Annotated in this window: 19 protein-coding genes and 1 riboswitch; of the genes, 9 read left to right on the top strand and 10 right to left on the bottom strand. The window is 71.3% G+C overall.

The annotated features are described in order from the left end of the window. Window positions 1-24: 24 nt before the first annotated feature. A complete protein-coding gene (locus ACIREE_RS30075) occupies window positions 25-1,170 on the bottom strand; it encodes a hypothetical protein (protein WP_404158901.1) in 1,146 nt (381 codons plus the stop codon). Window positions 1,171-1,354: 184 nt separating this feature from the next. Between ACIREE_RS30075 and ACIREE_RS30070 the strand changes: the two genes are divergently transcribed. Next, window positions 1,355-1,975 carry an L-threonylcarbamoyladenylate synthase gene (locus tag ACIREE_RS30070; RefSeq protein ID WP_404158898.1) on the top strand — a complete coding sequence of 207 codons (621 nt, stop codon included), beginning with the start codon at window positions 1,355-1,357 and terminating at the stop codon, window positions 1,973-1,975. 15 nt (window positions 1,976-1,990) lie between these two features. On the opposite strand, the gene ACIREE_RS30065 is transcribed toward ACIREE_RS30070, so the two are convergent. From ACIREE_RS30065 to ACIREE_RS30045, 5 genes are all read right to left on the bottom strand, one after another. Further along, window positions 1,991-2,791 carry an ABC transporter ATP-binding protein gene (locus ACIREE_RS30065; protein ID WP_404158896.1) on the bottom strand — a complete coding sequence of 267 codons (801 nt, stop codon included), beginning with the start codon at window positions 2,789-2,791 and terminating at the stop codon, window positions 1,991-1,993. After that, window positions 2,788-3,771 (bottom strand): FecCD family ABC transporter permease, encoded by a 984-nt coding sequence (locus tag ACIREE_RS30060; protein WP_404159099.1) that lies wholly within the window; start codon window positions 3,769-3,771, stop codon window positions 2,788-2,790. The genes ACIREE_RS30065 and ACIREE_RS30060 overlap by 4 nt, the downstream gene beginning before the upstream one ends. Before the next feature lie 29 nt (window positions 3,772-3,800). Then, a complete protein-coding gene (locus tag ACIREE_RS30055) occupies window positions 3,801-4,865 on the bottom strand; it encodes an ABC transporter substrate-binding protein (RefSeq protein ID WP_404158893.1) in 1,065 nt (354 codons plus the stop codon). 37 nt (window positions 4,866-4,902) lie between these two features. Further along, window positions 4,903-5,093, bottom strand: a riboswitch (cobalamin riboswitch). A gap of 217 nt (window positions 5,094-5,310) precedes the next feature. Continuing rightward, on the bottom strand, window positions 5,311-5,715 hold the full coding sequence (locus ACIREE_RS30050) for a hypothetical protein (protein WP_404158890.1): 405 nt from the start codon (window positions 5,713-5,715) through the stop codon (window positions 5,311-5,313). Between the two features lie 14 nt (window positions 5,716-5,729). Next, window positions 5,730-6,302: a helix-turn-helix domain-containing protein gene (locus tag ACIREE_RS30045; RefSeq protein ID WP_404158887.1), complete on the bottom strand. Its 573-nt coding sequence runs from the start codon at window positions 6,300-6,302 to the stop codon at window positions 5,730-5,732. Between the two features lie 134 nt (window positions 6,303-6,436). Between ACIREE_RS30045 and ACIREE_RS30040 the strand changes: the two genes are divergently transcribed. Continuing rightward, complete coding sequence (locus ACIREE_RS30040) at window positions 6,437-7,942, top strand: MFS transporter (protein ID WP_404158884.1); 1,506 nt, start codon at window positions 6,437-6,439, stop codon at window positions 7,940-7,942. A 179-nt stretch (window positions 7,943-8,121) separates the two neighbouring features. Continuing rightward, window positions 8,122-9,189 carry an alkene reductase gene (locus ACIREE_RS30035; protein ID WP_404158881.1) on the top strand — a complete coding sequence of 356 codons (1,068 nt, stop codon included), beginning with the start codon at window positions 8,122-8,124 and terminating at the stop codon, window positions 9,187-9,189. A gap of 63 nt (window positions 9,190-9,252) precedes the next feature. Here the strand turns inward: ACIREE_RS30035 and ACIREE_RS30030 are convergent, their stop codons facing one another. From ACIREE_RS30030 to ACIREE_RS30020, 3 genes are read right to left on the bottom strand one after another with little or no spacing between them, the layout of a single operon-like run. After that, window positions 9,253-11,403: a PI-PLC domain-containing protein gene (locus ACIREE_RS30030; RefSeq protein WP_404158878.1), complete on the bottom strand. Its 2,151-nt coding sequence runs from the start codon at window positions 11,401-11,403 to the stop codon at window positions 9,253-9,255. Window positions 11,404-11,420: 17 nt separating this feature from the next. Then, window positions 11,421-12,683 (bottom strand): arginine deiminase, encoded by a 1,263-nt coding sequence (locus ACIREE_RS30025; protein ID WP_404158876.1) that lies wholly within the window; start codon window positions 12,681-12,683, stop codon window positions 11,421-11,423. A 34-nt stretch (window positions 12,684-12,717) separates the two neighbouring features. Then, window positions 12,718-14,157 (bottom strand): basic amino acid/polyamine antiporter, encoded by a 1,440-nt coding sequence (locus ACIREE_RS30020; RefSeq protein ID WP_404158873.1) that lies wholly within the window; start codon window positions 14,155-14,157, stop codon window positions 12,718-12,720. A gap of 174 nt (window positions 14,158-14,331) precedes the next feature. Between ACIREE_RS30020 and ACIREE_RS30015 the strand changes: the two genes are divergently transcribed. The 3 genes from ACIREE_RS30015 (at window position 14,332) to ACIREE_RS30005 (ending at window position 16,579) form a co-directional block, all read left to right on the top strand. After that, a complete protein-coding gene (locus ACIREE_RS30015; protein ID WP_404158870.1) occupies window positions 14,332-15,426 on the top strand; it encodes a chemotaxis protein in 1,095 nt (364 codons plus the stop codon). An 86-nt stretch (window positions 15,427-15,512) separates the two neighbouring features. Then, window positions 15,513-16,145, top strand: a complete 633-nt coding sequence (locus tag ACIREE_RS30010; RefSeq protein WP_404158867.1) for a hypothetical protein — start codon at window positions 15,513-15,515, stop codon at window positions 16,143-16,145. A gap of 38 nt (window positions 16,146-16,183) precedes the next feature. After that, window positions 16,184-16,579 (top strand): molybdopterin-binding protein, encoded by a 396-nt coding sequence (locus ACIREE_RS30005; RefSeq protein WP_404158865.1) that lies wholly within the window; start codon window positions 16,184-16,186, stop codon window positions 16,577-16,579. A 31-nt stretch (window positions 16,580-16,610) separates the two neighbouring features. Here ACIREE_RS30005 and ACIREE_RS30000 read toward each other — a convergent pair whose 3' ends face one another. Next, complete coding sequence (locus ACIREE_RS30000; protein ID WP_404158862.1) at window positions 16,611-17,096, bottom strand: molybdopterin-dependent oxidoreductase; 486 nt, start codon at window positions 17,094-17,096, stop codon at window positions 16,611-16,613. 217 nt (window positions 17,097-17,313) lie between these two features. Here ACIREE_RS30000 and modA point away from each other — a divergent pair, with 217 nt between their 5' ends. From modA to ACIREE_RS29985, 3 genes are read left to right on the top strand one after another with little or no spacing between them, the layout of a single operon-like run. Beyond that, window positions 17,314-18,141 (top strand): molybdate ABC transporter substrate-binding protein, encoded by an 828-nt coding sequence (gene modA / locus ACIREE_RS29995; protein WP_404159096.1) that lies wholly within the window; start codon window positions 17,314-17,316, stop codon window positions 18,139-18,141. Further along, window positions 18,138-18,989 carry a molybdate ABC transporter permease subunit gene (gene modB, locus ACIREE_RS29990; RefSeq protein WP_404158858.1) on the top strand — a complete coding sequence of 284 codons (852 nt, stop codon included), beginning with the start codon at window positions 18,138-18,140 and terminating at the stop codon, window positions 18,987-18,989. Before modA ends, modB begins: the two co-directional genes overlap by 4 nt. Next, on the top strand, window positions 18,986-20,062 hold the full coding sequence (locus ACIREE_RS29985; RefSeq protein ID WP_404158855.1) for an ABC transporter ATP-binding protein: 1,077 nt from the start codon (window positions 18,986-18,988) through the stop codon (window positions 20,060-20,062). Before modB ends, ACIREE_RS29985 begins: the two co-directional genes overlap by 4 nt. Window positions 20,063-20,195: the final 133 nt, after the last annotated feature.

The following is a 20,195-nucleotide window of genomic DNA, read 5'->3' as shown; positions in this document are numbered from 1 at the left end:
CGCCGCCCTGCCCGCCGGCTCGCCCTACTTGTTCGGATCCCGGAAGCGGCCGAACGCCTTCGTGAGGGCGCCCAGCGGTGAGCCGTCCGGCTTGGCGGGGCCGAGCGCGGCCGGCCGGGGCACACCGTCGCCGGCCTCGGCCAGCGCGGCCTGTGCCGCCTCGGAGGCCTCCCGGTACAGGTCGCGCGACTTCGTCATGGCGTCGAGCGCCTCCGCGTACCGGTCCACCATGGACCGGGCGTGGACCAGCTCCTCGTCCGGTGTGAGCAGATGCCAGCCCTGGCGCAGCCGCGTCAGGGCCCGCTCGGCGTCCGCGGGCAGCGGCCGCGGCAGCGCCGCGAACTCCTTGATCCGGGAGATGAGTTCGGTCGGCTCCGAGCCGTCCAGGAAGACGTTGCGCACCGTGAAGCGCTCCGCGTCGTACCCCGGGTCCTGCGGGGCGGTGGGCAGGATCACGGCGCCGCCCCGCGGCATCCGCAGCTTCAGCTCCCGCTTCATCGCGAAGTCGACGATCTGCGCCTGCTCGGGCGTGCCCCGGTGCTCGACCACCCGGTGCCGCAGACTCGGCGGCAGGAACGTCGTGACCGGCTGCTGACCCCGCGCGTCGGGCGTCATCGCCTCGTGCACCACGACGTGGACGTACCAGCTCTCCCGGGTCCACTCCCGCAGCCGGTGGCGCAGCTCGTCGTCGTCCTTGGGCAGGTGGTTGGTCACCCGCAGGCGCACGCCCTCCGCCGTGTCGTTGTCCCAGGGGACCCGGTCGCTGTCCGGCCAGAACATCGTGGCGGGCGACGGCCAGTGCGGGTCCCAGTCCCACTCCGCCTCGGCGGCGAGGACCCAGGTGACGGCGTCGCCGTCCTTGCGGCGCCCGTCGGGGTCGTACAGCGTCAGCTGCGCACGCACCGTGACGTCGTCGGCCACGCGCCAGCGCGCCTCGAACAGACGGCGGGCCGAGGGGCCGGGGTCGGCGGACTCGTCCCGCGGGTGCAGGACGGATGAGCGGGCCGCCTCGACGGGGTCGAGGTCCAGGAAGTCGTCGAGCACCCCGGCCGCCTTGAGGGCGATCAGGTTGCGCCGGACATCCTGCTCGGGCTCGGGTCCGAGGTGGCGCCCGCGCGCCAGCCACGCGGTGTCGGGGACGGTGGTCACAGAGGTGCTGTTCTTGGCCATTGAGTCGTTTACGTCGTTCTGGTGGATTCGTTCTGAGGGTGATCGGGACACGCCCAGTATGGGCCGTGAACCGGCCGGCGGAAATGGGCAGGGTGTGCGGGTGTCGGGATTGTCGCGCGTGTACACGGCTCTCCCGGAGACGGCACGCCGGGAAGGGGGGCCGCTGATCCCGTAGGCTCGGCGGATGGCCCGGTACTTCGACGTGCACCCCGAGAACCCGCAAGCGCGCATCATCGGCGCGGTCGCCGACGGCATCCGCGACAGTGCGCTGATCGCCTATCCCACGGACTCCTGCTACGCGCTCGGCTGCCGCCTCGGCAACCGTGACGGCGTGGAGCGGATCCGTGCGATCCGGCATCTCGACGACAAGCATCACTTCACCCTGGTATGCCAGGATTTCTCGCAGCTGGGCAGATTCGTCCACATCGACAACGATGTGTTCCGCGCGATCAAGGCAGCGACGCCCGGCAGCTATACGTTCATCCTGCCCGCGACGCGCGAGGTGCCGCGCCAGCTGCAGCACCCGAAGAAGAAGACGGTCGGCGTCCGCATCCCCGACCACGTCGTCACCCAGGCCCTGCTCGCCGAGCTCGGTGAGCCGCTGCTCTCCAGCACCCTGCTGCTGCCGGGCGAGGACGAGCCGCTCACCCAGGGCTGGGAGATCAAGGAGCGGCTCGACCACGTGGTGGACGCCGTGCTCGACTCCGGCGACTGCGGCACCGAGCCCACCACCGTCATCGACTTCTCGGGCGGCGAGGCCGAGATCGTACGGCGCGGCGCGGGGGACCCCGACCGCTTCGAGTGACCTTGTATCAGGGCCCTAGCCTTCGCCGGTTTTGGTGAGCGTGCCCAGGAAGCGGATGTGGGGGCGTTCGCCGGGGCCGGGCCGGGTGACGTGGGCGCGGACACCGTAGACGTCAGCGATGAGGTCCTCGGTGAGGACGGCGTCCGGTTCGCCGGCCGCCACGACCCGGCCCTGGCGCAGGACCACGACCTGGTCGCAGTACGTGGCGGCCAGGTTCAGGTCGTGCAGGGCGACGACGCAGGTCAGCTCAAGGCCCGAGATCAGGTCGAGGAGTTCCAGCTGGTGCTGGATGTCCAGATGGTTCGTGGGCTCGTCGAGCAGCAGCTCGCGCGGCTCCTGGGCCAGGGCGCGGGCGATCTGCGCCCGCTGGCGCTCACCGCCCGACAGGGTGTGCCACCGGCGGTGCGCCCGGCTCGTGAGGCCGCTGCGCTCCAGGGCGTCACGGACCGCGGCCTCGTCCGCGGCGGAGGCGGGCGTCCAGGCCCCGCGGTGCGGGATCCGGCCCAGCCGTACGATGTCGGCGACCGTCAACTCGACCTGGGTGTCGGCCTGTTGATGCACCAGGGCGATACGCCGGGCGGCCACCTTGCGGGGCACCGCGGAGAGCGGGTCGCCGTCCAGCGTGACGACTCCGGCCGCCGGGGCGAGCACTCCGGCCAGCAGGCGCAGCAGCGTCGACTTGCCCGAGCCGTTCGGGCCGAGCACCCCGGTGACGGTGCCCGCCCGTGGCGTCAGGCTCACCCCGTCGAGCACGAGGGCGCCGAGGGCGCCGCCGGGCGACCAGGACACCCGGTCCGCGTGCAGGCCCGCGCTCACCGGACGGCCCGGCCGCGGTAGAGGACGAGCACGAACGCGGGCACGCCGATCAGCGACGTCACCACCCCCACCGGAACCTCCTGCGGTTCGAGGACCGTACGGGCGAGGGTGTCGACCCACACCAGGAACACCGCGCCGGCCAACGCCGTGACCGGGAGCAGTCGGGTGTGGCCCGGACCCACCAGGGCGCGTGCCGCGTGCGGCAGTACGAGTCCGACGAAGCCGATCGCCCCTGCCGCACTCACCAGCGCCGCCGTCAGCAGGGCCGTCACACAGAGCAGGACGAGCCGGGTGCGGGCCACATGCACGCCGAGCGCGGCCGCCGCCTCCTGGCCGAAGGCGAACGCGTCCAGGGTCCGGCCGTACCCGAGGCACACCGCGAGCGCCACCACGAGCACCGCGAGACACAGCCACACCTCGCTCCAGCCGACCCCGCCGAGCGAGCCGAGCAGCCAGAACAGGACGCCGCGCGTCGTCTCCGCGTCGGCCGCGGTCAGCACCACGAACGACGTCAGCGACGAGAACAGCTGCATCGCGGCGACCCCGCAGAGCACCACGCGGTCCGTGGTGCCGCCCAGCGTGTGGCTGAGCAGCAGCACGAGCGCGAACGAGCAGAGGGCGCCGAGGAACGCCCCGCCCGACACCGAGAGGGCGCCGCCGCCGAGGCCGAGGACCACCACGAGGACGGCCCCGGTCGACGCCCCCGAGGAGACGCCGAGCACGAACGGATCCGCGAGGGGATTGCGCAGCAGCGCCTGCAGCACCGTGCCGCACACCGCGAGCCCCGCCCCGCAGACCGCGGCGAGCAGGGTGCGGGGCAGTCGCAGGTTCCAGACGATGCCGTCCCGGATCGGAGACAGGTCCGACGAGCCCCAGCCGAGCCGGGCGCCGACCGCCGTCCACACGTCGCCGACGCCGATGTGAGCGGGACCGATGGTGATGGCCACGGCGACCGACACACACAGCGCGGCGACGGCCATGGCCCAGTGGACGGCGGGGCGGACAGCGCTCACTTGGCCAGGCCGAACGAGCGCAGCGCGGTGGCCACCTTCTCCACGCCGTCCACGGTGCGGATCGTCGGGTTCAGATCCTGGCCGTTCAGCAGCACGTACCGCTTTTCGCGGACGGCGGTCATCTTCTTGGTGACCGGGTCGGACTCCAGGAACTTGATCTTCTGCGCGGCGGACTCCGCGGACTGCGAGCGGCGGGTCAGATCGCCGATGACGAGGACGTCGGGATCGCGGTCCGCGACGGTCTCCCAGTTGATCTGCGGCCACTCCTCGTGCGTGTCGTCGAAGACGTTGCGCAGGCCGAGTTCCTTGGTGACGATGCCGGGCGCGCCGCAACAGCCCGCCATGTAGGGCGAGTCGGAGTTCGCGAACCAGTACAGGACGCTCACGTTCTGGGCATCGACCTTCGAAGTGGCCGTACTGACACGGGACTTCAGATCGGCGATGAGCTTCTGGCCGCGCTCCCGCACATCGAAGATCCGGGCCAGATCGCGTATCTCGCCGTAGACCGTGTCCATGGTCAGCGCGCTGGTGCGCACACCGTCCCCGTCGCCGCTGTTGTCCTTGCCCGCGCAGTCGGTGGGGGAGAGGTAGGTGGGCACGCCGAGCTTCTCGAACTGCTCGCGCGGCGCCACCCCGCCCTTGCCGAGGGTGTACGTGAACGAGGCGGCGGCGAAGTCCGGTTCGGTGTCCAGGACCTTCTCGAACGACGGGTAGCGGTCGGCGAGCCGCGGCACCTTCGCGTTCGCCTTCTCCAGCCCCTTCAGGACGGGATCCGTCCACGTCGCGGTCCCCACCATCCGGTCGGCGAGGCCGAGCGAGAGCATGATCTCCGCCGATCCCTGGTCCAGGGCGACAGCACGGCGCGGGGCGTGTGCGACCCGCACCTTCGCGCCGCAGTTGTCGAGGGTGACAGCGGAATCGGAGCCGCCCGTGCGGTCCTCCGCGTCGGCGGATTCCGCGCCGCCGCAGGCCGTGAGCAACAGTGCGCTCGCCAACAGCGGTGCGCAACGGCGGACTTGACGTGCGAAAGGCACGGAACTTCCTCTGCGTCCAGGGCCCATACGCGGAGCCGGCCTACGGTTCACCCCCGGCCGCGTGTCGGCCGCGGAGGCTGCCAGCAGGTCTTCGGACTCGGGATCGTCCAGGCGGAGCGCCTTCCCGCACCGATGGACCGGCCCAGTGGCAGTGGCTCCGCCCGTCACCCTCACCGCTGCGCGTCAGCTCCGGATTTCCACCGGATTCCCTGACCCGTGCACGTAGAAGAACGTACAGAGGTTTGACTGGCTTTCGGACGGTATCACGGGCCTGACCTGCACACCCGGGCCCTTCTCGATGAGCAGGTCTCGGGCTGGATCTCCTCGACCGTCTCGCCGTTCGCGCGACGGCGGAGCAGGGTGTGCGGCATGTCGTCGGTGAAGACCGGCGGTCGGCCGTCTCTTGCCGGTTCGGCAAGAAGAGGGGCATCGCTGACAAGGGCGCGACGCCCCATGCGGTGTCCGGTTGGCCTCAGGCCGGCGTGCCCCCGTGGACGCGCTGGTGGTGGCGCCACGGTTCGTGGCGCGCGGCGAGATCCTGTCCGGCCTGGGAGCCGACCCGGTGGAGCACCCCATGGGTGTGGGCACCTATGTCCCTTGCGAGCCGGGCGGTGCGACCGAGGCTCCCGGGGTGTATGTGGCGGGCGACGTCACCGATCTGATGGGCGGTCTGCCCGCGGTGCCTCCGTTCGGTGTGGCGACGGCCGCTGCGATCGACGCCGACCTGGTGAACGCCGACGAGGCAGTGGCCCGCCGCCGGTCCGCCCAGGTCTTCGGCGCGGCCGGTGAGGCGCTCGTGTGCGAGCGGGTCCTGGGCGATCGTCGGCACGGCCTGGACGCGGTGCTGCCCCCCGAATCCGGCCGGCGACGGGGGCATGGCGCCCGGGGGCGTCAGGAAGTGGGGCGGGCGCGCAGATGGGCGCGTTCGCCCTGCTTGCCGAAGATGACCAGCAACTCCACCGGCTGGTCGTTGTCGGAGCCCAGACAGTGCGGCACGTGGGTGTCGAATTCCGCGACTTCCCCCGGCGCCATGACCAGGACGCGGTCGCCGAGGTGAAGGCGGAACCTGCCGTTGAGGACGTAGATCCATTCATAGCCCTCGTGCGTCCGGAGCTCGGGCTCGCCGACGCTGGGGCTGATGACGAGCTTGTGCGCGTGCATGCCGCCCGGCCTGCGGGTCAGCGGCACGTACGTCATGCCGTCGCGCGTGACGGGGCGCAGGTGAAGGCGCGGATCGCCCGTCGCCGGTGCGCCGACGAGCTCGTCGAGCGGGACGTTGTAGGCCTGGGCCAGGGGCAGCAGGAGTTCCAGGTTGGGCTTGCGGCCTCCGCCCTCCAGGCGGGAGAGCGTGCTCTCCGAGATCCCGGTGAGTTCGGCCAGCGCGGCCAGCGTGATGGCGTGCCGGTGGCGCAGATCCCGCAGTCGGGGTCCGACACCGGCCAGCACGTTCTCGAATGCGTCCATGCACCGCATCTTGCTGAAACGGCATGACGGATTGCAACCTTTTGGGGCCTGGGCGCACTCTCCTGGCGACGTGAGCCACGCACCTTGTAGCTCACCGAGGCAATCCCGCCCCTCATCGCTCAGGAGAGCTGCCGATGTCTACTCCCGCTCGCACCGCCGGGAAGGTCCCGGATGCGGATGCGCCGGATCCGCGCCGGTGGATGGCGCTGATCGTCGCGTCGGTCGCCACCCTCATGGTCGTGCTCGATGTATCCATCGTGAACATCGCGCTGCCGCAGGCGCAGAGCGACCTCACGATGGGCGACGCGAACCGCCAGTGGATGATCACCGCCTACGCACTCGCCTTCGGAGGACTGCTGCTCCTCGGCGGGCGCGTCGCCGACTTCGCCGGACGCAAGCGCATCCTCACCATCGGGCTGCTGGGCTTCGCAGCGGCCTCCATGCTCGGCGGCCTGGCACCCGACCCGGGCACCCTGTTCACCGCACGCGCCCTGCAAGGCGCCTTCGCCGCCCTCCTGGCACCCGCGGCGCTCTCCCTCATCACCGTCGCCTTCACCGACCCCAAAGAACGCGCCAAGGCATTCGGGATCTTCGGCGCGTTCCAGGGCGGCGGAGGAGCCGTCGGGCTTCTCCTGGGCGGCGTCCTCACCGAGTACGCGGGCTGGCGCTGGTGCATGTACATCAACGTCCCCATCGCCCTGACCGTCGCTGTCGCCGCCCGCCGCTTCGTCAGGGAGAGCCGCGCCGTGGGCGACCGGCACTATGACCTTCCCGGCGCTTTGCTGGTGACCGGCGGGCTGGTCGCCCTCGTCTACGGCTTCACCCAGGCCGCCGACGGCGGAGGCTGGACAGCTCCCGCCACCGTGATCCTCCTGGCGGCCGCCGTCCTGCTGCTGACCGCGTTCGTGCTCGTGGAACGCCGCACCACCCACCCCCTGCTGCCGCTGCGGGTAGTCATGGAGCGCAACCGTGCCGGAGTGTTCCTGGCCAACCTCCTCATCGGCGCCGGCATGTTCGGCATGAACCTCTTCATGACGTACTTCCTCCAGGTCAACCTCCACTACACCCCGCTGCAGGCCGGCATCGCCTTCCTGCCGTTCAGTGCCGGGATCATCGCGACCACCACACTCGGTGCGCCTCTCGTCACCCGCTTCGGCCCCAAGCTCCCGATGGTCGCCGGCACCGCCCTGGCCACCGCGGGACTGCTGTGGCTCACCCGCCTGGACAGCGCCTCCGGCTACACCGGAGAGGTCCTGCCGACCCAGCTCCTCGTGAGTGTGGGCGTGGGCCTGTTCTTCCTCGCGGGCCCCAACGTCGCGCTGTCCGGCGTCGATCCGCGCGACGCCGGAGTGGCCAGCGCCGCCCTCACCACCAGCCAGCAGATCGGCGCGGCCCTCGGCCCTGCCCTCCTCAACACCCTCTATCTCGCCGCTGTCACCGGCTACCTCGACCCCCGCACCCCGGCCGGCGGCGAAGCATCCCGTGTCCTGCGGCTGCAGGGCTTCGTGCACGGCTACCGCATCGCGTTCATCGTCGCCGGCGCCCTCCTGGCCGCAGCCGTCCTCGCCCTGACCGCCCTGGTGAAAACGCCCAGGACCCCCGCGGACACACAGCCCGCCGCCCCCGTCCCCACCCACTGAGAGGACGACCCCAGCCGGTCGTATGGCCGGGGGCTCACGCGGTCGGCGACGCCGCCCTCGCCCCCGGACCCGATCGGTTCACTGCCACCCAGCTGGCATCCCATCTGAAAACTCACCGCACCGCACCCCGGCTGACCCTCGTCACGAGGTACGCAGCCGCATTCATTCAAGGAGCCCCCATGGCAGACCTCTTCGAGCCGGTGACCGTCGGCAAGTGGACACTGAGCAACCGCATCGTCATGGCACCCATGACCCGCAACCGCGCCACCCCCGACGGCGTACCGACCGACCTCATGGCCACCTACTACGGTCAGCGAGCCACCGCCGGGCTGATCATCACCGAAGGCGTGCAGCCCAGCACCGTGGGCCAGGGATACATGAACTCACCCGGCCTGCACACCCCCGCCCAGACCGCCGCCTGGCGCACCGTCGCCGACGCCGTCCACCAGTACGGCGGGCACATCGTCGCGCAGATCATGCACGCCGGACGCATCTCACACCCCGACAACAAGCACCACGCCGAAACCGTCGCCCCGAGCGCCATCGCCGCGCCCGGCACCATGTTCACCGGCACCGGCCCCCAGCCGCACCCCACTCCCCGCGCGCTGGACACGGACGAAATCCCCCTCGTCATCGAGGAATACGCCCACGCCGCACGGTCCGCCGTCGACGCCGGACTCGACGGCATCGAGCTCCACGCCGCCAACGGCTACCTGCTCCACCAGTTCCTCGCCCCCAACACCAACCAGCGCACCGACTCCTACGGCGGCACTCCCGAGGCACGCGCCCGCTTCGTCGTCGAGGTCGCCCAGGCCGTCTCCGACGCCATCGGCAGCGAACGCGTCGGCATCCGCATCTCACCCGCCATCAACCTCCACGGCGCCATCGAGGACGACGCGGCCGACACCGCCGCCACCTACCGCACCCTCGTAAACGCCCTCTCCGTCATGGGCCTGGCCTACCTGCACACCATCGGAGACCCCACCACGCCTCTCATCGAGGACCTCGCCCACCGCTTCGCCGGCCCTCGCATCGTCAGCAACGGCTGGGACCCGGTCACTGACGCTGCCATCGCCCAGGCCCTCCTCGACAACGACCAGGCAGACCTCGTCACTGTCGGCCGCGCCTTCATCGCGAACCCCGACCTCGTGCAGCGCTGGCGGACCGAGGCACCCCTGAACCAGCCCGACGTGAACACGTTCTACGGAGGCGACCACCGCGGTTACACCGACTACCCGTCCATGTGACGAGGGCCCGGGGGACCGACGAAGTCCCCCTCGCCCCCTGGAATCCGGCCGCCGGCGCGGTGTTCAGCGCTCGGCGTTGAGTGCGGCCACGGCGCCGACGGCGTCGCCGATCGTGGTGAAGTCGACGGCGACGAACGTGACCGGTCTGCCGCGGGCCCGCTCGCATGCGTGGGCCCGGTCGAGCACGAAGCGGCGGGTGTTGACCGTGCCCGCGTCGAGCCGGCTGCCGCCGTTGTCGGTGATGAAGTGATTCAGCAGGAACAGCCGCTTGTCGTCGCCGCCGCGGTGGGGCACGCAGCTCATCTCGTCCGGCGCGCGGAACGCGAACGGTGTCTCCATGCCGTACCGGTAGAAATTGCGGTACCAGGGCGCCGGGCCGTCGGCCTGTTCGGCGAAGACGACCAGGCGCCGACCGCTGTCGATCATGTCACCGAGCGTCGGCCAGGGCTTCGCGGGATCGGCGTCGGGCGTACGGACCAGATCGGCCAACCCGGCCTCGTGGAACGCCTGTCGGGTGTCCTCGCCGGTGATCGCGTCCTGCACGATGAAGGTGAGCACTTCGGTCGGGTGCGCGCGCATCCAGTCGCCGATCTCCCGCAGCGCCGGCACCAGCGCGAGCGCGCCCGCCCGGCACACGGCGTGACAGAGCCACAGCCCGTCGCGCGGCGGGTTGAGCGTGCCGATCGCCCGGGTGACGAGCGCCTGCTGTGCGGCCGTGAAGTCGGAGTCGCGCAGGCGTCCGGCGATCTCGTCCGGCCGCTCCCAGCGGTAGGTGTCGAGCTGCAGGGCGCGGACGCCGTCGTTCAACTGGGCGGTGATGTCCGGATCCTGAAGGGGGCCGAGGAACCGGTCGACCGTCGTCGCCATGGCGTTGTGCGAGGTGAGGTAGGCGACCTCGTCGTAGGGACGGTCGCACAGCGCGGAGCTGCCCTGGCACAGGCGCGGCGCCGCGGGACGCGCGGCGAGCGGCACCACGACGATCCCGGCCACGGCCAGCGCGGCGCACCCGAGCCCGAGCGGGACGAAGCGGCGCGACCGGACGGGGCGCTCCCGCCGCGTCCGCAGGTACCGCCCGGCCAGGATCAGGCACACCCCGGCGGCCACGGGGACGAGCGCCGTCCACAGGGCGGCGCGGGTGAGATCGTCGAGGGCGCCGTGCTGGACGTCGTCGACGAGCCGGGTCAGGCCGGGCGGCCACGTCGCGGGCGGGTCGACGACGCGGCCGTCGGTGACCAGCCGGGCCACCCCGACGGCGGCCGCCGCCAGCAGCCCGCCGGCCAGCAGCGGCCACCCCAGGCGCCGCAGTTGGGAGTCCGTGCGGCGCGACTCGGTGAACCACAGCGCGGCCAGCGAGAGCACGAGCGCGGCGGCTGCCACGATCTCCATGAGGCCCAGTCCCCCCGCGGTGTAGGGGCGGATGTCGTGCAGGGCCCGCAGGTCGTTGCCGGATGCGGCCAGCGTCTCGGTGAGGTCCCAGGTGCCACCGCCCACCGTTTCCTGGAGCTGCCGGGCCGCCGCGCGCGTCTGGTCCGAGAGCGCCGCGGGTGCCACGGCGGCGAGCGCGGTGGCGACGTCCCCGTCGGCCAGGGCCGTCTCCACCTGCGGGCGCAGCGCTGCCCGGTCCTGCTCGGGCAGCGGCCGCAGCAGCGCCTCGGCGGCCCGGTCGGCCTGCTCCGGGGTGAGCGGCAGCGTGGGCAGACCCTCCGGAGCCCGGCCCGCCGCGAGCTCGCGTACGGCCGCGGAGAGGTCGGCCGTGAACCGGGCGAAGTCCGGCTCCGAGCGGCGCTGCACTCCGGCCACGAGATCACCGAAGTAGGTCTGCGCCAGCTGGTCCACGTTGGCGAGCACCGGCCGCAGATCGACGGTCAGGTCCAGGGCGCCCCGGTCGCCGTTCAGATAGCCGACCACCGCGTCGATCTGCTGCCGGGTCAGGTCACGGACGGTCTCCGGCGGCAGCACCAGTTTGATGTTGGACGTCACCTGGGCTTCCGGGATGCGCAGGCCGGCCAGGAGATCCCTGGCGACCGGCGAGGCCCGCGGGTCCACCAGGACCTCGTTGTAGAGCCGGTCGTACGCGTGGCTCTCGTCCAGGACCGACGCGTGGAAGGCCGGGTCGAGCACCGTGGCCCGCACTGTGGCCGTCGTGACGACGCACAGCGTGGCGAGCGCGGCCACGACGAGGGCCACCGCCCGCACCGGTCCGGGTCGCTCCATGAGACGCCGCGCGACCGTCAGAAGGTCACGGGGTCGCGGACGATGGGGCAGGTCATGCAGTGGCCGCCGCCACGTCCGCGGCCGAGTTCGGCGCCCACGATGGTGACGACCTCGACGCCGGCCTTGCGCAGCAGCGTGTTGGTCTGGGTGTTGCGGTCGTAGGTGACGACGACACCGGGTTCCAGGGCGACCGCGTTGTTGCCGCTGTCCCACTGCTGCCGCTCGGACGCGTACACGTCGCCGCCGGTCTCGATCACCCGCAGGCCCGGGAGGCCGAGCCCCCTGGCGACGACGTCGACGAACGGGGTCGAGCCCTCGTCGGTGATGTCGAGGCCCGGCGCCTTGTCGCTGGGGCGCAGCGAGAACGTGTGCACCGAGTCCATGATGCGCGGGTAGAGCGTGACGATGTCCCGGTCGGCGAACGTGAAGACGGTGTCCAGGTGCATCGCCGAGCGCAGCTTCGGCATCCCGGCGACGATCACATGCTCGGCCGCGCCGCTCTTGAACAGGGCGGCGGCGACCTGGGTGATGGCCTGCCGCGAGGTGCGCTCGCTCATGCCCATCAGGACCACACCGTTGCCCACGGGCATGATGTCGCCGCCCTCGAACGTGGCCTGCCCCCACGCCTGTTCGGGGTCGCCCCACCACACGGTCGAGCCGACGAAGTCCGGGTGGAAGCAGTAGATCGCCTTCATCAGCAGGGTCTCGTCGTGCCGCGCGGGCCAGTACAGCGGGTTGAGCGTGAGCCCGCCGTACAGCCAACAGGTGGTGTCGCGGGTGTAGAGGGTATTGGGCAGCGGCGGCATCAAGTACTCGCGCACGCCGGTCGATTCGCGTGCCATCGACACGTAGGCGGAGCGGTACTCGTCGGGCAGGTCCGTGGTGGCGAGACCGCCGATCAGGAAGTCGGCGAGCTGCCGCGGCTCCAGCGTCTCCAGGAAGGCGCGGGTGTCGTCGATGAGTCCCACCCCCACCTGATTGGCGACGATCTTGCGGTCCAGGAGCCACGACTTCGCGTCGGGCAGCGCCATCGTCTGCGCGAGCAGATCGTGCAGCTCGACCACGTCGATGTCGCGCTGCCGCAGCTTGTTGACGAAGTCGGCGTGGTCGCGCTGGGCGTTCTCCACCCACATGACGTCGTCGAAGAGCAGGTCGTCGGCGTTGGTCGGGGTGAGCCTGCGGTGTGCGAGCCCCGGCGCGCAGACGAGGACCTTGCGCAACCGGCCCACCTCGGAGTGGACGCCGTACGCGGCGGAAGCGGGGGTGTCGTGGTCGGTCACGGGATGCCTCCGGGGCTTGGCGGGGTAACGGGTCTCACAGGCTGATCCAGCCGGCGGCCAGGGCGACGATGCCGAGCACGGCACCGATGACGGACACGACCAGGATGACCAGCTCGCGCGGGGAGAAGAGGCGTCTGCCCTGCTCCCTGCGGGCCATGACGAACAAAATCGTGGCGGGGGCGTAGAAGACGAACGAGACCAGGACGAACTTGAGGCCGGCCGCGTACAGCATGAACGCCGTGTAGAACGTGGCGATCGCCGCGATGGTCAGCTCGCGCGTCGAGGTGCGCCCGCCCTCCGTGCGGCGATCGGTTCTCGTCCCGATCTTCACGGCGAAAGCGGCCGCCAGCAGGTACGGGATCAGGGAGAGCGAGCTGGTGAGGTCGAGGGCGAAGTTGAAGGCGTCGTCCGAGAACGCGGTGATGACCAGCACCACCTGCGTGAGCACGGTCGTCATGAGCAGCGCGGGCACGGGTACGTCCGCGTCGGTGGCGCGCCGCAGGAAGCGCGGCATGTCGTCGTCCTTGGCCGCCACGAACAGCACCTCGGCGGCCATCAGCGACCACGCCAGATAGGCGCCGAGGACGGAGACGATCAGACCGACACTGATGAACACCTTGCCCCAGGTGCCGACGGACTCCTCGAGCACGCCCGCCATGGACGGCTGGCGCAGCTCGGCGATCTCACCCATCGGCATGATCCCGTACGACACGATTACGACGGAGGCGAAGACGGCGAAGACGCTGAGGAAGCCGAGGATCGTGGCCCGGCCGACGTCCGAGCGCTTCTTTGCGTGCCGCGAGTAGACGCTCGCGCCCTCGACTCCGAGGAAGACGAAGACGGTGGCGAGCATCGTGCCGCGCACCTGGCTGAAGAGGGATCCGGCGTAGTCCGCTCCGCCCCAGTTGTCCGCGAACACCGACGGTTTGAAGAACACCAGGGCCAGGATGACGAAGACCAGGATCGGCACGATCTTCGCCACGGTGACGACCTTGTTGATCGCCGCGGCCTCCTTCACGCCGCGCCGGATCATCAAGAAGAACGCCCACAGGCCGGCCGACGAGAGCACCACGGCGAGCGCGGTGTCGCCGTCGCCGAGTGCGGGCCAGATGGCGCCCACCGTGGACATGATCAGGACCCAGTACGTCACGTTGCCGACGCAGGCGCTGGCCCAGTAGCCGAACGCCGAGAAGAAGCCTAGGTACTCGCCGAACCCGGCCTTCGCGTACGCGTACACGCCCGCGTCCAGATCGGGGCGGCGCAGGGCGAGCGACTGGAAGACGAAGGCGAGCATCAGCATGCCGGTGCCGGCGATCGCCCAGGCGATGAGCGCGCCCGCCACCCCGGTCTCCTCGGCGAACCGGCGGGGGAGCGAGAACACCCCGGCGCCCACCATGGAGCCGATCACCATCGTGGTCAGGGTGAAGAGCGGCAGCTTGGCGGTGGGAGCACTCTTCTCGACAGTTTGCTCCATGTTCGTCCCCCTCTGTGCGGCGTGGGCGCGGGCATAATGAGATGCCGGGCACCAGTCTCATACCGCATCGTTGGGTATCGCACCTTTTGTCGGATCCTTTTGCCCGAAGTCAAATGGCCGGACATGCCCACCTATGCGCAGCATGGAGACGTTGCGACAGAAGGGCACACAGGCATGCACTCCTCCTTGAACCCGGCGATCCTGCGGGATCTCCGCGCACCGCGGCCCTATCCCGCCGTTTCCCTGGCGATGCCGACCCACCGAAGGAAGCCGGACAACGCGCAGGACCCCGTCCGCCTCGGCAACCTGGTGCAAGAGGCCGTGCGACAACTCGCGGCGGACCCCGGCGTGACCAGGGAACGCCGGGACGACGTGGTCGCGCAGCTGGAGGCGGCGGTGGCGGAGATCGACCTCGCCCACGCCAGGGAGGGCCTCGTCGTCTTCGCGGCGCCCGGGGAACATCAGGCCTGGGCCCTCGACCGGTCCGTGCCGGAGCGGGTCGTGGTCGCGGACACCTTCCTCACCCGCAACCTCGTCGCCGCCGACGCCGCGCGGCGTCCGTACTGGGTCCTGGCCGTGGCCGCCGACCGGGTCACCCTCTGGGACGGACGCGGCGACCGCGTCACGGAGGACACTGCCCACGCCTTCCCGCTCAGCCGCAGCCTGGAAGCCCCGGACTCCGAACGCAAGGAGCGCGTCGGCGACCTGCCCAGCATCTTCCATGACGAACTGACCCGGCAGTTCTTCCGCGACGCGGACGCCGCACTGGCCGACGTCCTCGCCGCCGCACCCCGCCGGCTCTACGTCACCGGTGAGGCGGCCGCGCTGTCCCTGCTCACCGAGATCGGGAGCGCCGCGCACGGCGCGGTCCAGGTCCCGTTCGGCGGACTCGCGCAGGCCGCCCCGGACGCGGTCGTGCGCGCCGTGACCCCGGCCCGCACCGACGACGCCGAACGGGAGGTCGCCGAGGCGCTCGCGGAGCTGGACCGGGCACGCGGCGGCAACACCTACGCGGCCGGACCGGACGAGGTCTGGCAGAAAGCCTCGGACGGCCGTATCCACCGGCTCGTCGTGGAGGAGAACTACCGCGTCACCGTACGGGCCGGTGAAGGGCACCTCGAACCGGCCGCGGACGACGACCTGGACGCGGTCCACGACATCGTCGACGAGATCGTCGAATCCGCCCTGGAGACCGGTGCGCAGGTCGTGTTCGTGCCCGACGGGACCCTGGCGGACGCCGGGCATGTGGCCGCCGTACTGCGCTTTTGAGCACCCTCGGCCGTCGGCCTCAAGCGATCAGCCCTCAGTCGCCGACCTCAGCAGTCAGCCCTCAGCAGTCAGAAGGGAATCCACTCATGAGTGCAGCCAAGGCGCCCGGACGTCCCCGCCGTCGTCGCGGGCCGACCGTCCTCGCCGTGTGCGCGGCCGCGGGCGTGCTGACGCTCGCGGGGTGCAGCAGCGACAGCGGCAGCGACACCGGAGCCAGTGCGAGCGCTCCGGCAACCGCACCGAAGTCGTCGAACTTCTCCGGCGAACCGCCGTCCTCGATGGCCTCCAGCGCCGCGTCGAAGAAGGGGGAGGTCAAGGAATCGGCCTCGGCGGCTGCCGCATCCGCGTCGGAGCGGGCCCACGACTTCGAGGCGTCGGTCGCCGCGGATGTGGAGCGCAACCGGCAGGAGTTCACGAAGCAACTGGACGCCGTCGACGGCCGGGGCAACGCCATGAAGGACGTCTCCCTGACCGGCAAGCCGCTCTCGCAGACCAACAACGTGCGCGCGCTCGTCGTGAACATCACCAACAAGACCGACAAGACCGCCTCGTTCGCGGTGCAGGTCGACTTCAGCGACTCCGACGGCAAGGTCGTCGAGACCAAGGTCGTCGGCGCGAAGGAGCTGAAGGCGGGCGACCGCGCCCAGCCGCTGGCCATCAGCACCAAACCGCCGCAGCCGCACCTCACCGCGAAGATCGCCAAGGCCCAGCGGTACTGATGGGACGGGGTGCGGACCCGGTCGCTATCTTGTGATCCATGCAGTCCTACACAATCGGCCAGGCGGCACGGCTGCTCGGAGTGAGTCCGGACACCGCGCGGCGCTGGGCGGACGCGGGCCGGGTCGTCACGCATCGCGACGAAGGCGGGCGGCGGCTCATCGAGGGCAAGGACCTGGCCGCGTTCTCCGTGGAGCTGGCCAAGAGCGCCGGCGGCGAGGAGGACGTCTCGTACACGTCCGTGCGCAACGCGTTCCCCGGCATCGTCACCGCCGTCAAACTCGGTGACGTCGCCGCCCAGGTGGAGATCCAGGCCGGACCGCACCGGCTGGTGTCGCTGCTGACCCGGGAAGCCGTGGACGAGCTGGGTCTGGAGGTCGGCATGGAGGCCACCGCCCGGGTGAAGTCGACAAACGTGCATATCGACCGCGCCTGACCACGGCGGTCGGCAACGCCCCGCACGACCCTCAGGCCCAGGGGGCGTAACCGCCGTCCACCCGGATCGCGTGGATCCCGCTGATGTGCCGGGCCCCGCACCGGTCCTGCGGCAGCACGAGCTGGGGGCCCGCGCGGTCCAGCGGGGCGTCGTCGATGGTCAGGCCGAGCAGTACGGGCGCGTCCGCGAAGTCGGGGTCGATCTCCGCCCACGACAGCACCGCGTGATGACCGTCGGCCCCGCGCACGGCGATGAGGAACCGCAGCCGGTCCTTGCGGCGCACCGGGTCGAAGCCGGGCCCCGCCGCCGACAGCACGTCGTACAGGCGCGGACCGGAGAAGCGGTGGTGCTGGATGCCGCTGGTCGCGCACTCGAAGGCGACCTCCGCGCGGTGCTGGGGCCACGCCCGCAGCTCGGCCACGGTGAGCCGGGCCGGGCGCGCGAGATCACCGCTCAGGGACAGCCGTGTCACGGGGTCGGCGATTTCGGTCAGGGGGCCGGTCAGGGACTGGCTCATGGGCCACACCTCCCGCAGGGCTGTACCCACCAGATCCCGTCGCGCAAACGCACATGCGTACATCCAAGCTGCATGATCCCAGCTCATGCGATGTGACAGGAGACCTGCGCCTCGCAGATGCGGCAGTATGATCCACGCAGCCCTCGACTGCCGCACACGTCGAATGCTCAGAAACATGCTCAGGAACATGCTCAGGAACCAAGGGAGTGGACCCGTGATAACCCGTTCCGCGCGCCGGACCCGCCGGATGCTGTCCGTGGCCGGCCTCGGCACCGCCGCGCTGCTGACCCTGAGCGCCTGCGGCTCGTCCGACTCCGACTCCGGCTCGTCCTCCGACTCCTCGCCGTCCGGCTCCGCGGACAAGAAGGTGTCCGGCACAGTGACCGTGTTCGCCGCGGCCTCGCTGAAGGAGAGCTTCACGACGCTGGGCAAGCAGTTCGAGAAGGCGCACCCCGGCACCAAGGTCACGTTCAGCTTCGGTGGCAGTGACACCCTCGCGGCCGGCATCACCGGAGGCGCCCCCGCGGACGTGTTCGCCGCCGCCAGCCCCAAGACGATGAAGACCGTCACGGACAAGGGTGACGCGGCCGGCGACCCGAGCACCTTCGTCCGCAACCAGCTGGAGATCGCCACCCTGCCGGGCAACCCCGACAAGGTCGCCTCTCTCAAGGACCTCACCAAGTCCGGCCTGAAGGTCGTGCTCTGCGACAAGACCGTGCCGTGCGGAGCGGCCGCGCAGAAGGCCCTGGACGCCAGCAAGCTCAAGCTCACCCCGGTCTCGTACGAGCAGGACGTCAAGAGCGCCCTGACGAAGGTCGAGCTGAAGGAGGCCGACGCGGCCGTCGTCTACAAGACCGACGTGCACGCCGCGGGTGACAAGGTGGAGGGCGTGGAGTTCCCCGAATCGGCCGACGCCATCAACGACTATCCGATCGCCCGGCTCAAGGACGCGCCCAACGCCGCCGGGGCGAAGGCGTTCATCGAGCTCGTGCGGTCCGCCGAGGGCCAGAAGGTCCTGACCGGAGCCGGATTCCTCAAGCCGTGACCCAGCTCGACAAGCAGGGCGCCGCGGCCGACACCCTCCGGAGTGGGCCGCGGCGCCGCCGTACCCGCGGCCGCGCCGCACCGCTGCCCCTGCTGCTGCCCGCACTCGTGGGCCTGGCGTTCCTCGTGGTGCCGCTGCTCGCCCTGCTCGTCCGCGCCCCGTGGCGGGACCTGCCGTCCCAGCTGACCAGCACCGAGGTGTGGCAGGCGCTCCAACTGTCCCTGCTCTGCGCCACGTCGGCGACGCTGGTGAGCCTGCTGCTCGGGGTGCCGCTGGCCTGGCTGCTCGCCCGCACCGAGTTCCGCGGCCGTGGTCTCGTACGGGCCCTGGTGACGCTGCCGCTCGTGCTGCCCCCGGTGGTCGGAGGGGTCGCGCTGCTGACGGCGCTCGGCCGCAACGGGATCGTCGGCACGTACCTGGACCAATGGTTCGGCCTCACCCTGCCGTTCACCACGACCGGCGTGATCATCGCCGAGGCGTTCGTCGCCATGCCGTTCCTCGTCATCAGCGTCGAAGGCACCCTGCGCGCCGCCGACCCGCGCTACGAGGAGGCGGCGATGACGCTCGGAGCCTCCCGCTTCACCGCGTTCCGCCGGGTGACACTGCCACTGATCGCACCCGGCATCGCCGCCGGGTCGGTCCTCGCCTGGGCGCGTGCGCTCGGCGAGTTCGGCGCGACCATCACCTTCGCCGGCAACTTCCCCGGCCGCACCCAGACCATGCCGCTCGCCGTGTACCTCGCCATGCAGAGCGATCCGGCCGCTGCCATCGCCCTCAGTCTGGTCCTGCTCGCCGTGTCCATCACGGTCCTCGCGGGCCTGCGCGACCGCTGGATGACCGCCTCATGACCGCGCCCAAGACCAGCAGCGGCCCGGACGGCGCGGGTCTCGACGCCCGCCTCGTCGTCGACCGCGGCTCCTTCCGCCTCGATGTCATGCTCGCCGCCGCCCCCGGAGATGTCGTCGCCCTGCTCGGCCCGAACGGGGCGGGCAAGACCACCGCCCTGCGCGCCCTGGCCGGCCTCACCCCCCTCGACGACGGGCATCTGCGGCTCGACGGGGCCGAACTCGACGGCACCCCGCCCGAGTCGAGGCCCGTCGGCGTCGTCTTCCAGGACTATCTGCTCTTCCCGCACCTCAGCGCAGTGGACAACGTCGCCTTCGGCCCGCGCTGCCAGGGCAGGACCAAGGCCGAGGCCCGCGCCGAGGCGGCCGTCTGGCTCGACCGCATGGGGCTCGCCGCCCACGCCGGAGCCAAGCCCCGCCGGCTCTCCGGCGGCCAGGCCCAGCGCGTCGCCCTCGCCCGCGCCCTGGCCACCCGCCCCCGCCTGCTCCTCCTCGACGAGCCCCTCGCCGCGCTCGACGCCCGCACCCGCCTCGACGTACGGGCCCAACTCCGGCGCCACTTGGCCGAGTTCGAGGCGGTGGCCGTGCTGGTCACGCACGACCCGCTGGACGCCATGGTGCTGGCCGACCGCCTGGTCGTCGTCGAGAACGGGCACATCGTCCAGCAAGGCGCCCCCACCGAGATCGCCCGGCGCCCGCGCACCGACTACATCGCCCAGCTCGTCGGCCTCAACCTCTACCGTGGCCGCGCCGACGGCCACACGGTCCACATCGACGACGACGGCCCCGCGATCACCACCACCGAGGACCTGACCGGCCCCGTCTTCGTCGCCTTCCCACCGAGTGCGGTGACCCTGCACGGGGAGCGCCCCACCGGCTCCAGCGCCCGCAACCTCTGGCGCTGCGAGGTGAGCGGCATGGAGACCCACGGCGACCAGGTCCGCGCCGCCCTCACCGGCGAACTCCCGCTCGCCGCCGACCTCACGACGGTGGCCGCGGCCGAGCTCGACCTGCACCCCGGCGCCACGGTGTGGGCGACGGTCAAGGCGGCCCAGACCCACGCCTACCCCGCCTGACCGACCGACGCGGAGACCTTCGGCCCCGTTCCCTCGCTCCGCCGCCGCCGCGATCTGCCAGGCGCTCCCGAGAGGGCACCTGGCATCTGCGACGGCTGGTCCCTGAGACCGGCCCGACACGACTACGGTGAGC

It is taken from the genome of Streptomyces sp. NPDC102467 (genome assembly GCF_044765445.1).
In the GTDB taxonomy this organism is placed as follows: Bacteria; Actinomycetota; Actinomycetes; order Streptomycetales; family Streptomycetaceae; genus Streptomyces.
The sequence above is the reverse complement of the archived record's forward strand: the minus strand, read 5'-3'. Positions and strand labels throughout refer to the sequence as shown.